We start from the raw sequence: 14,957 nt of genomic DNA, 5'->3' as shown, positions 1-14,957 counted from the left end.
TTATCTTTTTTTTAAAACCATTGCTATTTTTTCTTGAATATTCCAAATATCTTGTTTTCCATCAATTTTAAAATAGTTTATTTTTTTTTGTTTTGAATAATATTGATTTAACAAATAAGCATTTTCTTCGTAAGTTTCTAATCTTTTTTTAACAATTTCAATCTTATCGTCTTCTCTTATAGTTAATTTTTCCTGAGTTAAATCATCTTTTCCTTCTTCTTTTGGAGGATTATAATTTATGTTATAAATTCTTCCAGATGCAGTATGTACTCTCCTTCCGCATATTCTTTTTAATATTAATTCATATGGAACTATTAATTCTAAAACATAATCAATTTTTATTTTAAGATTTGATATATATTCAGCTTGTTCCTGTGTTCTCGGAAATCCGTCTAATAAAAAACCATTAATACAATCTTTTTTTTGAATTCTTTCTCCTATTAAATTACATACAATTTTATTGGGAACTAATTCTCCATTCTTTAAAAGATTATTTATTTTTTTACCAATTATATTTTTTTTTTGAATATTTTCTCTTAAAATATCTCCTGTTGATATTTTAGAAATATTATAATTTTCTGCAATCAATTTTGCTTGTGTTCCTTTTCCCGTACCAGGAGCACCTAATAAAATAATACGCATAATTATCTTTTCATATTTAAAAAGTTATGTTGAAAGTAAGATTACTACTATAAAAAAGTAGTAATCATATTTTTATTGTTCTAAAATCAATTTATTCATTCTAGCAATAAATTTATGTGGATTTTCTAAACTTCCTTTTTCAGCAAATAGTGCTTGATCTAACAATAATTTAATCCATTCATCAAATTTTTTATTTTCTTCTATTTTACATATTTTTTTTATTAATTTATGTTCTGCATTAATTTCAAATATATATTTTAATTCTGGAACAGTTTGTCCTGCTGCACTAAAAAGTTTTGCCATTTGAGTACTCATTGCATTTGAGTCACTTAATACAATACACGGAGTTTCTGTTAATCGATATGTTAATCGTACTGATTTAACTTTATCACCTAAAGTTTTTTTTACTTTTTTTAAAAATTCCATCATTTCTGTTGATGTTTCTTTTTTATTTTCGTCATCTTTTGTTAATTTATTTAATGATAAATCTTCTTTACTGATAGATTGAAATTTCTTTCCTTCAAATTCAGTAAGATAATTCATCATCCATTCATCAATTCTATCTGATAGTAATAAAACATCAATATTTTCCTTATTAAACAATTCTAAATGAGGACTATTCTTTGCCGACATATAGCTATCTGCAGTAATATAATATATTTTTTCTTGTTTCTCATGCATATTAGATATATAATTTTCTAGTGAAATAGTTTGTTCAGAACTTTTGTTTTTAATAGATGTAAAGCGCAAAAGACTGGTAATTAAATTTAAATTTTTACTATCTTCTGCAGGTCCTTCTTTTAAAACTAATCCGAATTGATTCCAAAATGTTTGATATTTTTTATTATCTTTTTTTGATAACGTTTGAAGCATTTTTAATGATCTTTTTATTAGTGCTTTTTTTAGATTTCTTGTAATAGAGTTATCTTGTAATATTTCTCGAGAAACATTTAAAGGTAAATTGTTTGAATCTATTAATCCTCTAATAAATCTTAAGTAGTTTGGAAGAAACTCTTGGGAGTTATCCATAATATAAACACGTTTTACATACAATTTTAAACCAGATTTATTATCTCTATTCCAAATATCCCAGGCTGCTTTTTCAGGAACAAATAACAAACTAATATATTCATTAGTTCCCTCTACATGATTATGAGTCCAAAAAAGTGGATCATTTTGATCATTTGTAAGATGTTTATAAAAATCTTGATATTCTTTTTCACTTATAGAGGATTTATTTTGTGTCCACAATGCTTTAGCTTTATTAATTTTTTCCCAAAAATATATTTTGTTTTTTTCGTCATATTTTTGTATTTGTACTGGTACAGTAATATGATCAGAATATTTACTAACTATATTTTGAATTCTCCATAATTCTAAAAATTCTTCTTCTTCTTTTTTTAAAAATAAAGTAATTTCAGTACCTCTTGTTTTTTTCTTTACGTTAGTAACGTTATATTCCCCTTCTCCCGATGATTCCCATAATACACCTAGATCAGATTTATTTCCTGCAAATCTAGTTCTTACTGATACTTTTTTTGATACTATAAAAGACGAATAAAAACCAACTCCAAATTCTCCAATTAGTTCGTTTTTTACATTTTTTTCTTTTTTTTCTAAAGATTTTATAAATGACTTAGTTCCTGATTTAGCAATTGTTCCTAAATTTTCAATTACGTCTTGCCGTGTCATTCCAATACCATTGTCACTAATAATTAAAGTTTTTTGAGATTTATTAATAGAAATTTGAATTTTAACGTCACTATCATTTTCATACAACTCTGGATTTGATATAGATTGAAATCTTAATTTATCTATTGCATCAGATGCGTTAGATATTAGTTCTCTTAGAAATATTTCTTTATTTGAGTATAAAGAATGAATCATTAAATGTAATAGTTGTTTTACTTCCGATTGAAAACTATATACTTCTTTTTTTTGTACATTCATATAAAATATCTCTTTTTAAAAAATAAAATGTATAATTCTTTTTAAAAATTTTTTTATTAAAAATTCAAATGAACTTTTAATAGATTTTAATCTTTTAAGTGTATTAAACAGAAAAATATGAAGTATAATATTAATTATAAATTTTAAAAAAATTACTTATTAAAAAGTTATAATCTAATTAATAATATTTTTTATTGTCTTATACAATGTGTTTATATTGGTAAGTTAAATCCTGTAGGCAATTGCATTCCTGTAGATATAGCAGACATCTTTTTCTTTTGAACTTCAGATATTCTTCTAGTTGCATCATTAAAAGCAGCTGCAGCTAAATCTTCTAGCATATCTTTATCATCCTTTAGTAAACTGGGATCTACTTCTACACGTCTGCAATTATGCGCTCCATTAATAGTTACTTTTACTAATCCTGCACCTGCTTCTCCTGTAACTTCCATTTTAGCTATTTCTTCTTGTATCTTGGCCATTTTTTCTTGCATTTGTTGAGCTTGTTTCATAAGATTTCCTAATCCACCTTTAGTAAACATATTTATTCTCTCTTTTTAAATTGTGATAATAATCAGTGTTATAGATAACTTCTATAGAATATATTTTTATTTTTTTATTTCTGTAATGGCTCGGAGTAAAGTCATTTCTACTCCTATTTTATGATTAGGTGAAAAAAATAATTCTTTTCTACCGTTTAATAGAATTTTATAGCATAACTGAATATTATATTTGCTGTTATTTTCTGCAATTTTTTTAATTTCATTTTCGCTGTTTTTTATAAAAATTTGATTCCATGTCTTTGGATAAGATTTTACCATAGCAATATGGTGTAAAAAACGTAACATTTCTATTAAAACATTTTTCCATTCTAAACCTATCTTACTTATTTTATTTAATAAACACATCATTTTTTTTGAATCTTTTTCTAACAAAAATTTTGTTAACAAAAAAGCATTTTTTTTGTTTGGTATACCTAACATTTCAGTTGTGTTTTTTAAATTAATATTATTTTTACTTAAATGTATAGCATGTTCTAATAAGTTTAGTGCATCTCTCATGCTTCCATTGGCATAATAAGTTATTATTTTTAATGCTTCTTCATCAAAATTATAATTTTCTTTTTCTAAAATATATTTTATAAAATTAAAAATATCTTCTTCAGACAATATATTTAATTTAAAATGCAAACAACGAGATATAATAGTTTTAGGTATTTTTTCTACATTTGTTGTAGCTAAAATAAATTTTATATGTTCAGGAGGTTCTTCAAGAGTTTTAAGAAGTGCATTAAAACTATGTCTAGATAGCATGTGAACTTCGTCAATTAAATATATTTTAAAACGACTTTTAGAAGGAGAGTAATAAATATTATCCAAAATTTCTCGAATTTCTTCTACTTTTGTACGTGAAGCAGCATCTATTTCAATAAAATCGAGACAAATACCTTTTTCTATTTCTTGACAAATAGTACATTTTCTGCATGGAAAAGGTGTAATACCTATTTTACAATTTAAGCTTTTAGCAATTAGACGAGCAATTGTAGTTTTTCCTACACCTCTTGTTCCAGACAATAACCATGCATGATGAATTTTTTTAAGAGAAAATCCATTAGATATAGCTTTAACAATATATTTTTGACCTATTATTTCTTTAAAAGATTGAGGGCGCCATTTTCTTGCTAGTATTTGATAATTCATATGTTATTTTTTTTTATAGAAATACTATTATGCTATCAACATTTCTTAGAATATGAAAGTATTCTCTTTTTTTTATAAAAATTTTATTTAATTTTTATAATATTAAAAATATTAGTTGTCAAATATATATTTGGTCTATAAAATATAGAGTTATATTCTATGTTATAGAATTTAAAAATTAATTATAAACTGGAGTTTTCTGTTAGCCCTAAACACTGTTAAATTGAAAAATTGGTCAGATCTGGAAAGAAGCAGCCACATCAATCGATACAGGTGTTTTGTACAGCTAACAGAATCTCCCGTATTTTAGCACTTAGATAGTTGAAAGTTATACATTTTCCAATAAAAACCCTTTTTTTCTAATAGTTGATTATGTGTTCCAAATTCAACAACTTTTCCTTTATTTAGTACGACAATAGTATCTGCTTCAATAATAGTCGAAAGTCTATGAGCTATGACGATTAACGTGGTTTTTTTCCGTATGGAAGATAAAGTTTTTTGAATTAATTGTTCAGTTCCTGAATCAATATTAGCAGTTGCTTCGTCTAATATGAGTATTTTAGGATTTCGTACTAGTATTCTCGCAATAGCCAATAATTGCTTTTGTCCAAGAGATAAATTATTTCCTTCTTCTCCTAATATAGAGTAAATACCTTGTGGCATTGATTGCACTAAAGAAGAAAGATGAACAGTTTTTAACACGTCCCATATTTTTTCTTCAGATATTTCTTTTCCTAGTGAAATATTAGAAAAGAAAGTATCTGCTAGAACTATTGGATCTTGTTGTACCATTAATATATTTTTTCGTAAAACATCATGAGATATGCAATCAATAGATGTATTATCTAAATATATTTTACCATTTTTTATAGGATAATATCCCATTAATAAATTAGCTAAAGTGCTTTTTCCACTTCCAGTCTGACCTACAAATGCAACAAAACTTTTAGACGGAATATATATGTTAATATTATTAAGTATATTTTTTTCATTTTTTTTGTATTTAAAGCTGAGATTTTTAATATTTATTTTACCACTTTTTAGTTCTTCTTTATTTTTTCCATATTTTTGTTTTGGTGAATCTATAAGAGAAAATATTCTTTCTCCTGCTACTATGGCTTGTTGTAATATAGATTGTTGAATAGTAATTGAAATCAAAGGCTCATTGAGACGACCAAGATACGTAATAAAAGCGTATAGTACACCTACTTCAAAAACTCCAATAGAAAAATAACTAAATAAAAACATAAAACTACAAAGTACTAAAGCTGACAATAAACTTAATAATGGTCTTAATAAAAAACCATCTAATTTTAATATTTTCATTCTAGCTAAATAATGTAATTCACTGCTTTCTTTTATGTTTTTTTCAAATCTCATTTGTTGTCTAAACTGTTGAATAACGTTCATTCCATTGATGGTTTCATTGAATTTATTATTAATATTGGCTACATAATAGCGTACATTTCTTAATAATGGAGTACTATAATGTTGATATAGTGACATTAAGATAATTACTAAAGGAATAATCAATATAGCTATTATTGCCATATGCCATTCGAGAGTAAACATTGCAAATAATATAATTATAATTAAAGTAATACTTCGAAAGAAAGTAGGACCAACAGTATCATATAGTTCTTTAATGACTTCAGTATCATTAGTAACTTTCGAAATCATTTGTCCAATAGGTTGAGAATCAAATTGATTTATAGGTTGATTTAATGCTGCGTTCATGACATCATTGCGGAGTTTATTAATAATTCCTACAGCTATTTTATTAAAGAAAATACTTTGAAAATAATTAAAAAAAACTGCTAATATTTGTAATATAATAAATATTATTATAATAATAAGTATTAACTCAAAATTTAATTTATGTTTAGATAAAACATTATTAATAAAATAACTTATTAAAATTGGTCCTAAAACTTCAGAAGTTGCACCGCTGAAAAGTAAAAAAAATGCTAATATTATTTTTTTTTTCCAAGGTATTGCATAAATTATTAAACGTTTTAAAATTGGCCAAAATTGTATTAAATGATCCATGTTATAAATTTCTCACCTATTTTTTAAATATCCTCAATTTCTGTTTCTAACTTTTGATAGTCATACATAGATTTATACCAATTTTCTTCTTTTATTAGTTTTTTATGATTTCCTCTTTGAATAATAGTACCTTTTTTTATGACTATAATTTCATCTGCATTAATCAATGCAGATAATCGATGTGCTACAATTATTAAAGAATATCCTTTATCTTTCCATTTTTTCAAATTTTTTAAAATATTATTTTCTGTTTTACCGTCTACAGCAGACAAAGCATCATCTAAGATTAATATTTCTGTATTTAATAACAGTGCACGTGCTATAGCAATTCGTTGTTTTTGACCACCAGATAGCATTACACCACGTTCTCCTACTTGAGTGTTATATCCTTGAGGTAAAGAGATAATATCTTTGTGTATATCGGCTAATTTAGCTGCTTTTTCAATTTCTTTTTTTGAAGCATTAGGTTTACCTAAAGAAATATTGTTTGACACACTATCTGAAAATAAAAATGAAGTTTGATTGACAACTGCTATTTTACTTCTCCAAGAATCAATTTTTAATTCTAATAATGATAAAGAATTATAAAGTATTTCTCCTTTATTAATTTTAAATTGTCGTTGAATTAGTTTTAATAGAGTACTTTTTCCAGATCCTGTAGGACCACAAATTCCCAAAGTTTTTCCTGGATTAAGATTTAAATAAATGTTTTTTAAAGATGGCATTTTGCTTTTAGGATAAAAAAACATATCAATATTAATACTTAATTTTCCATTTATATTTATAATTGTTTTGTTTCCATCTTCTATATATAAATTTTTATTAATAATAGAATGGATTCTATCCCATGCTGCGCTACCTCTTTCAACAATATTAAACATCCATGCTAAAGCCAACATTGGCCAAATCATTAGACCTAAATACATAATGAAACTAGTTAATTGTCCGATCGTAATAGTATTATTCCAAACCAACCATCCTCCTGCTGTAATAGCTAATAAATTAGAAAATGCAACTGACAAGTAAATTACTGGATCAAAACGAGCATCTATCTCTGCAACTTGCATGTTTTTTTTTCCAGTTTCATTGACAATCTTATTAAACTTTTTTAATTGATTTTTTTCCAATCCAAATGCTCTAATCATTCGAATACTAGTTAATATTTCTTGTGTTTGATTGTTTAATAGAGAAAACGCACTTTGAGCATTGCGGAAAGTATTATGGAGTTCCTTCCCATATTTTTTTATTAAAATCGCCATGATTGGCATTGGTATTAATGAAATTATCGTTAATAACCAACTAATTTGAGTCACCATTACTATTAATACTGAAAAACCCATTACAGATGAATCTACTAATGTTAAAACTCCTTCTCCTGCCGCAAATACGACACGATCAACATCATTAGTAGCTCTGGCTATTAGATCTCCAGTACGATTCTTTAAAAAAAATATTTCACTTTGTTTACTAAGGTAAGAATAAAATTTTACTCGTAATTCTGTAGCTAATTGGTATGAGGCACCAAATAAAAGAATTCTCCATAGATAACGTAGGATATAAACTACAATGGCAATTAAAAGGATAATTGAAATCCAAGGTAGTATTTTAAAACCGCTCATTTTTTCTTTTATAATTAAATCTATTAAAATTCCAATTATCTTAGGTGGTAACAATTGTAAAAAAGCTATTATTATCAATAATACAATTGATCCTAAATAGCGTTTCCATTCTTTTATAAAATACCATTTTAGTTGATTGAACAATCTCACAAAGAAATCCTAAAATTTAAACATTTAAAATATATATTTTTAATATTACATGTTTTTTTTCTTTATTTTTAATTTTTTATAAATTAAAGAAAAATTATATTTAAATTACTTTTATTAAATTAGAAACTTAAATTTTTGTTAAAAAATGAATTCATATTTAAATATATTTTTGTAAATTAATCATATACAATATTAATTTCTAAATCATTTTGATAAATTACCTATAAATAGTTTAATGACTTAAAAATCATGAAAAAAGTACTAATTATTTTTAGTGGTGGACAAGATTCAACTACTTGTTTAATACATTACACTAATATATATAAAGAAGTTTACTGTATTACATTTGATTATAATCAATTACATAAATCTGAAATCGATTCTGCTCGTTTTATATCAAATTATTTTAATGTTAAAAAACATATATTTGTAGATATTAAATGTTTAAAAAATCTTTCAATAAGTAGTTTAACAGATGAAAAAATTTCTATTCTTGATAATCATCCGTTAAATTGCTTATTACCAAGTACTTTTGTTCCAGGTCGTAATATTTTATTTTTAACTTTATCTTCTATATATGCTTTTAACAATCAAATTGATTCAGTTGTTTTAGGGGTAAATGAAATTGATTTTTCTGGTTATCCAGATTGTAGAAACGAATTTTTAAAAAAAATGAATGATGTCATTCAAATTGGTATGAATTGTAAGATTAACTTTGAATCTCCTTTAATTAATTTAAGTAAAGCAGAAATATGGGCTTTATCAGACTACTGGAATTCTACTCAATTTATTCTTGATAATACAGTAACTTGTTATAAAGGTGTTCAAGGAAAAGGATGTAGTCAATGTCAATCATGTATTCTTCGGAACGATGGATTTAATAAGTGGAAATCCAATCCTTCTTATTATATGAAAAGATTAAAAGAAAAATTTAATTTCTATAATTAATTTAAAAAAAATATATTTAATGATTTAAACTTATAAAAAAATTATACTTAATAATTTTTTAAAAATTATCTATTTTATTATATAAAATTGTTGATTTTTTATGTAAATTTTGAAGAACACATTGAAATATTGTATCTATATTATTTTTTTCTAAATATTTTATAATAATTTTTTCTTCTTCTTTTGAAAATTTTTCATTATAAACTCTATCTAACAATGCGATAACAAAATTTTTATTTTTATCTTGATAAACAGTATAAATTTTTTTCCCTTTTACTGGATATGGCATTGAAAAGATTATAGATAAATTTGGATTTTCATCATATCGAGATATAGTTTCATATTCTTTAAAAACAACATTTTCTTTTTTTAAAATATTTTCATTTCCATTTTTTAACTGAAACAAAATTTTTTTCGATTTATTTTTTGTTTTTTCTATAGCCTTTATATATTGAAGTTTACTTATAATATTTTTTTTAACATCTTTCAGTTCTTTATTTTTTTTCTTTTGGAAATTTTTTATACTTAATAAAAAAGATTGACGATTATTTAATATAATTAGACCAGAATGCGATTTTAGTTTTTTTTGTCGGTCTAGTAGACCTTTTTTAAAAATAAATTTTTTTAATATAGGATTTTGTAACTCTTTAGGAATAGTATTTTCATCAAACCAATTAGTTTCTGAAGGAATGATATTAGTCTCTTTAAGAATTAAATCAAATCTGTTAATATTTTTCTTTGCAATGAGAGAAATTTTATTTTGTAATTTTTTATACATATTTAAAGATTTTTTATATTTTATTTCGTTTTCAATAATATCTGATACTTCATATATTTTCTTATATTTTTTTGGTAATATTTTGTTTAATTTAATTATTAAAAAGTTATTGTTAAATTTAATAATATTAGAAATTTGATTTATTTTTTCTAAATTAGAAATTTTTATTTCATTTGGTATTGAGTTTTTTGCTATCCATCCAATATTGCCTCCTTTTTTAGAAGAAATAGGATCTATTGATTGTTCTTTTGCTATTTTTGAAAAATCTGCTCCTTTTTTTAATTTTGATAAAATTGATAATGCTTCATTCTGATTACTAGTTTGAATAATACTGTATTGTCTTTTTTCTTGATTTAAATATTTATTTATATTTTTTTTATACCAATTTTTTATTTCTTTATTATTGCATTTTATTTTAAATTGATTAGGTGTAAGCTGAATGTAACTAATTTTAAATTTTTCTGGAACATAAAATTTGTTTTTATGTTGATTGAAATAATCATGTATTTCTGATTCACTTACTTTCTGACTATTAACAATAGGATTGATTTTTAGAATTGCTTTTTTTATAATTCTTTTTTCAGATAATAATTCTATTATCTTTGTTTTTTCATTATCTAATATAAAGTTTGTATTAGAAATGGCGTTTATCAAATATGTAGTGTTAAGTTTTTTTCTAATTAAATTTATATATTCATAATGTGTTAAATTTTTTGAAGAAAGATAATTTAAATATTTCTTTTTATTAAATTCATTGTTTTCTTGAAATATCGACATGTTTAATATTATTTTTTTTATTTCATTATCTTGTATATTAAAATGAATTTTTTCCGCATATTGTTCTAAAAGAATATTATTTATTAATTGAGATAATACATAGTTATATGTTTCTTCTTTAAATTTTTTATTTTTTTTAATTTTAAAAAAATTTTTTCCTAGTATTTTTTCTTGTTTTTCTCTTTCATCAATATACATTTTTTGTAATGTTGTAAAACTAATTTCTTCTCCATTTACTTTGGCAATGTATTTTGCTGTATCTCTATTAAAATAATTATTTATAGTACCAAAAACTAATGATAAAATAATTATTCCCAAAATAGATTTAATTATAATAACATTTAATTGGGATTTTAAATATTTAAGCATAATATAACTATCCTAGATAGTTTCAATTTTATATTGAAATTATTATTTTTTTTTATTTAAATTATAAAGGCTGACGGTTTTTTGTCAGCCAGATTTAGATTTTTTTATACGTAAGGTGTATTTTCTAGTGATATTGTTAAAACTTCTTCAATGTTTTTTACCGGATGAATTATTAGTCCTTCAATAATATTTTTTGGTATTTCTTCTAAATTACGTTTGTTTTCATATGGTATTAATACAGTTTTGACGCCTCCACGATGTGCTGCAAGCAATTTTTCTTTTAGTCCTCCAATTGTTAATACCTTTCCTTGTAATGTAATTTCTCCTGTCATAGCAATATTAGATTTGACAGGGTTTTTTGTTAAAGAAGACACTATAGCTGTACACATTGCAATACCTGCACTCGGTCCGTCTTTTGGCGTGGCACCTTCAGGAACGTGGACATGAATATCATGTTTTTCATGGAAATCTTTTTTAATTCCTAATTTTTTAGCTTGAGAACGAACTACAGTTAATGCCGCTTGAATTGATTCTTGCATGACTTCACCTAAAGAACCTGTATAAGTGAGTTTACCTTTTCCTGAAACACATGCTGTTTCAATTGTTAACAATTCTCCGCCCACTTCTGTCCATGCCAATCCAACTACTTGTCCAATTTGATTAGAATTATTTGTTTTACCATAATCAAATCGTTTTATTCCTAAAAATTTTTTTAAATTTTTACTGTTTATTTCTATGTTTTTTAAAGATTTATTTAAAATTAATAGTTTTACTACTTTTCTGCATATTTTAGAAATTTCACGTTCTAAACTACGAACGCCTGCTTCACGAGTATAATATTGAATTATACTAATTATAGCGCAATCAGTAATTGTAAGCTCATTCTTCTTTAATGCATTTCTTTCTATTTGTTTGGGATATAAATAGCACTTTGCTATATTTAATTTTTCGTTTTCTGTATAACCTGAAAGACGAATTATTTCCATTCGATCAAGTAATGGTGCAGGTATATTCATAGAGTTGGAAGTTGCTACAAACATAACATCTGAAAGATCGTAGTCTACTTCTAGATAATGATCGTTAAAATTTATGTTTTGTTCAGGATCTAGTACTTCTAATAATGCAGATGCTGGATCGACTCTTATATCACAAGACATTTTATCAATTTCATCAAGTAAAAATAAAGGATTTTTTACCTTTGCTTTTACCATTTTTTGGATTAATTTTCCAGGCATTGATCCAATATATGTACGACGATGACCTCTAATTTCAGCTTCGTCTCGTATCCCACCTAAAGCCATTCTTACATATTTTCTACCTGTTGACCTTGCAATAGATTTTCCTAACGATGTTTTACCTACTCCAGGAGGACCTATTAAACATAAAATAGGACCTTTGACTTTATTAGTTCTACTTTGTACAGCTAAGTATTCTAATATTCGTTCCTTTACCTTTTCTAAACCAAAATGGTCTATATCAAGAATTTTTTTAGCTTCTTGAATATCTTTCTTTATTTTTGTTTTTATATTCCAAGGAACTTGTATCATCCAATCAATGTAACTTCGTACTACTGTTGCCTCTGCTGACATTGGTGACATCATTTTTAATTTTTGTAATTCTGATTCTGTTTTTTCTTTTGCTTCTTTTGGCATTTTTGAGTTTTTAATTTTACGTTTTAAAACTTTATTTTCATCTGGAATTTCATCCATATCGCCAAGTTCTTTTTGAATAGCTTTTATTTGTTCATTTAAATAGTATTCTCTTTGACTCTTTTCCATTTGTTTTTTAACACGATTTCTAATTCTTTTTTCAACTTTTAATAAATCTATTTCTGTTTCCATTATAGCCATTAAGAATTCCAATCTTTCATTTACGTTGTATATTTCTAGTACTGATTGTTTATCAGCTAGTTTTAATGGCATATGAGCAGCAATTGTATCTGCAAGTTTTTCTGCATTTTTTGTATTGCTAAGGGTATTAAGTATTTCTGATGGAATTTTTTTATTCAGTTTAATATAAGACTCAAATTGATTAACTGTTGTTCGAATTAATACTTCTTGTTCTTTATTTATATTAGTAGGAGAAGTAATGAGTTCTACTTCTGCAAAGAAATGTTCACCGTTATTTTCTATATCTTTAATACAAGCACGTTGTAAACCTTCTACAAGTACTTTCATTGTGCCATCAGGCAGTTTTAACATTTGTAAAATAGAGCTAATGGTTCCTATATTAAATAAATCATTTTTGCTAGGTTCGTCTTTTGATGCTTCTTTTTGTGCAATTAACATGATTTTTTTATCATTATTCATAGATGTTTCAATACATTGAATTGATTTTTTGCGACCTACAAATAATGGAATAACCATATGAGGATACACAACTACATCTCTTAATGGTAAAACGGGAATTTTAATGCGTTCAGAACGCTCAGAATTCATAGAGCTCTCTCTTAGTTGAATTTCCGCTATTTATATTTATTAAAAACTGCAATATATTGAAATATGCAGCTATATTTATAATTAAGCCAAGTATATTGGAATGGTCGCTTGACATTTTAATCTGAAGCGTTTGGCAAAATAAAGGGAGAATGCCCTTTTTTGAGATTATCTGATGTCTTTATTTTTTATTCACCGGATGCTTTTTTGGATTTGTTTTTTTCTTCATATATTATTTTTGGTAACGAATGAGAATTTACAACTAATTCATTGATTAATACTTTTTCTACATTTTTCATAGACGGTAACTCATACATGATATCTAATAAGATGTTTTCAATAATAGATCTTAATCCTCTGGCTCCTGTTTTTTTAGACAGTGCTTTTTTTGCAATTGATATAATAGCTTCTTTTGTAAATTCTAATTTTACTTTTTCTAGATTAAACAATGTTTGGTATTGTTTGATTAAAGCATTTTTAGGTTTACATAATATCTTAACGAGAGCATCTTCATTTAATTCGTTTAAAATAGTAACTATAGGTAAACGACCAATAAATTCAGGAATTAATCCAAATTTTATTAAATCTTTTGATTCGACTTGTTGCAACAAATATTGTTCTGATTCTTTCTTTTTTTTCTTTTTAAGACTAGTATTAAAACCAATTGTATTACCAGTATCAATTCTTTTAGAAATAATTTTAGAAAGTTCTGAAAATGCCCCTGCACATATAAATAAAATATTTGAAGTATTAACTTGTAAAAATTCTTGTTGTGGATGTTTTCTTCCACCTTGTGGTGGAATTGATGCTAAGGTACCTTCAATTAATTTTAACAAAGCTTGTTGTACTCCTTCCCCAGAAACATCTCTAGTAATAGAAGGATTATCAGATTTTCTTGAAATTTTATCTATTTCGTCTATATAAACAATCCCTAATTCTGCTTTTTTGACATTGTATTTACATTTTTGCAATAGTTTTTGTATGACATTTTCTACGTCTTCTCCGACGTATCCTGCTTCAGTTAAAGTAGTTGCGTCAGCAATGCTAAATGGTACATTTAATAATTTTGCCAGTGTTTCTGCTAATAAAGTTTTTCCACTACCAGTTGGTCCAATTAATAAAATATTACTTTTACCAAGTTCAACATTATCTGAATTTTTAGAAATGTTACGGATACGTTGATAATGATTGTAAACAGCTACAGATAAAACTTTTTTTGTATGGTTTTGACCTACTACATAATTGTCAAGATGTTTTTTAATTTCACGTGGTGTAGGTAAGTAACTTAGTTCATCATCTTCTATTTCTTTTGTGGTTTTTGTTTCTTTAATAATATTATTACATAATCTTATGCATTCATCGCATATATAGACTGCTGGACCGGCTATTAATTTTTCTACTTCTTTTTGATTTTTCCCACAAAAAGAGCATTGAAGCAGTTTTTTAGAATTGTCTTTACTCTTATCTGTCATATTTTTTAACCTTTTTATTAATATATTTATTGATTTTTTGAGTAAATAGATTCTATTTTATTCTCTTT

The 14,957-nt window shown here is 24.9% G+C and carries 10 protein-coding genes and 1 other RNA gene; 2 read left to right on the top strand and 9 right to left on the bottom strand.

The window, feature by feature from the left end; translation table 11 throughout:
* The 4 genes from adk to dnaX all read right to left on the bottom strand — a co-directional run bounded on the left by adk (position 1) and on the right by dnaX (position 4,292).
* Positions 1 to 642, bottom strand: coding sequence for an adenylate kinase (gene adk / locus D9V76_RS02490; RefSeq protein WP_158337483.1), 642 nt, complete (start codon positions 640 to 642; stop codon positions 1 to 3).
* A 72-nt stretch (positions 643 to 714) separates the two neighbouring features.
* A complete protein-coding gene (gene htpG, locus D9V76_RS02485; protein ID WP_158337481.1) occupies positions 715 to 2,592 on the bottom strand; it encodes a molecular chaperone HtpG in 1,878 nt (625 codons plus the stop codon).
* 212 nt (positions 2,593 to 2,804) lie between these two features.
* Positions 2,805 to 3,134: a YbaB/EbfC family nucleoid-associated protein gene (locus tag D9V76_RS02480; protein ID WP_158337479.1), complete on the bottom strand. Its 330-nt coding sequence runs from the start codon at positions 3,132 to 3,134 to the stop codon at positions 2,805 to 2,807.
* Positions 3,135 to 3,200: 66 nt separating this feature from the next.
* Positions 3,201 to 4,292, bottom strand: a complete 1,092-nt coding sequence (dnaX, locus tag D9V76_RS02475; protein WP_158337477.1) for a DNA polymerase III subunit gamma/tau — start codon at positions 4,290 to 4,292, stop codon at positions 3,201 to 3,203.
* Between the two features lie 200 nt (positions 4,293 to 4,492).
* Here dnaX and ffs point away from each other — a divergent pair.
* An RNA gene (ffs, locus tag D9V76_RS02470) (signal recognition particle sRNA small type) lies at positions 4,493 to 4,587 on the top strand.
* Between the two features lie 11 nt (positions 4,588 to 4,598).
* On the opposite strand, the gene D9V76_RS02465 is transcribed toward ffs, so the two are convergent.
* Both D9V76_RS02465 and D9V76_RS02460 read right to left on the bottom strand, forming a co-directional pair.
* A complete protein-coding gene (locus tag D9V76_RS02465; protein ID WP_158337475.1) occupies positions 4,599 to 6,341 on the bottom strand; it encodes a SmdB family multidrug efflux ABC transporter permease/ATP-binding protein in 1,743 nt (580 codons plus the stop codon).
* A gap of 23 nt (positions 6,342 to 6,364) precedes the next feature.
* Positions 6,365 to 8,110, bottom strand: a complete 1,746-nt coding sequence (locus tag D9V76_RS02460; protein WP_158337473.1) for a SmdA family multidrug ABC transporter permease/ATP-binding protein — start codon at positions 8,108 to 8,110, stop codon at positions 6,365 to 6,367.
* A gap of 249 nt (positions 8,111 to 8,359) precedes the next feature.
* On the opposite strand from D9V76_RS02460, the gene queC reads away from it, so the two are divergent.
* Positions 8,360 to 9,058: a 7-cyano-7-deazaguanine synthase QueC gene (gene queC, locus D9V76_RS02455; RefSeq protein WP_158337471.1), complete on the top strand. Its 699-nt coding sequence runs from the start codon at positions 8,360 to 8,362 to the stop codon at positions 9,056 to 9,058.
* 58 nt (positions 9,059 to 9,116) lie between these two features.
* On the opposite strand, the gene ppiD is transcribed toward queC, so the two are convergent.
* The 3 genes from ppiD to clpX all read right to left on the bottom strand — a co-directional run bounded on the left by ppiD (position 9,117) and on the right by clpX (position 14,889).
* On the bottom strand, positions 9,117 to 10,982 hold the full coding sequence (ppiD, locus tag D9V76_RS02450; RefSeq protein WP_158337469.1) for a peptidylprolyl isomerase: 1,866 nt from the start codon (positions 10,980 to 10,982) through the stop codon (positions 9,117 to 9,119).
* 104 nt (positions 10,983 to 11,086) lie between these two features.
* Entirely contained in the window at positions 11,087 to 13,420 is a 2,334-nt protein-coding gene (gene lon / locus D9V76_RS02445) for an endopeptidase La (protein WP_158337467.1), read from the bottom strand.
* A 185-nt stretch (positions 13,421 to 13,605) separates the two neighbouring features.
* On the bottom strand, positions 13,606 to 14,889 hold the full coding sequence (clpX, locus tag D9V76_RS02440; RefSeq protein ID WP_158337465.1) for an ATP-dependent protease ATP-binding subunit ClpX: 1,284 nt from the start codon (positions 14,887 to 14,889) through the stop codon (positions 13,606 to 13,608).
* Positions 14,890 to 14,957 lie beyond the last annotated feature (68 nt).

Origin of the sequence: Buchnera aphidicola (Rhopalosiphum padi), from assembly GCF_005080845.1 — a bacterium.
In the GTDB taxonomy this organism is placed as follows: domain Bacteria; phylum Pseudomonadota; class Gammaproteobacteria; order Enterobacterales; family Enterobacteriaceae; genus Buchnera; species Buchnera aphidicola_AO.
Note: the sequence above shows the minus strand (reverse complement) of the source record. Positions and strands in the feature narration are given on the sequence as shown.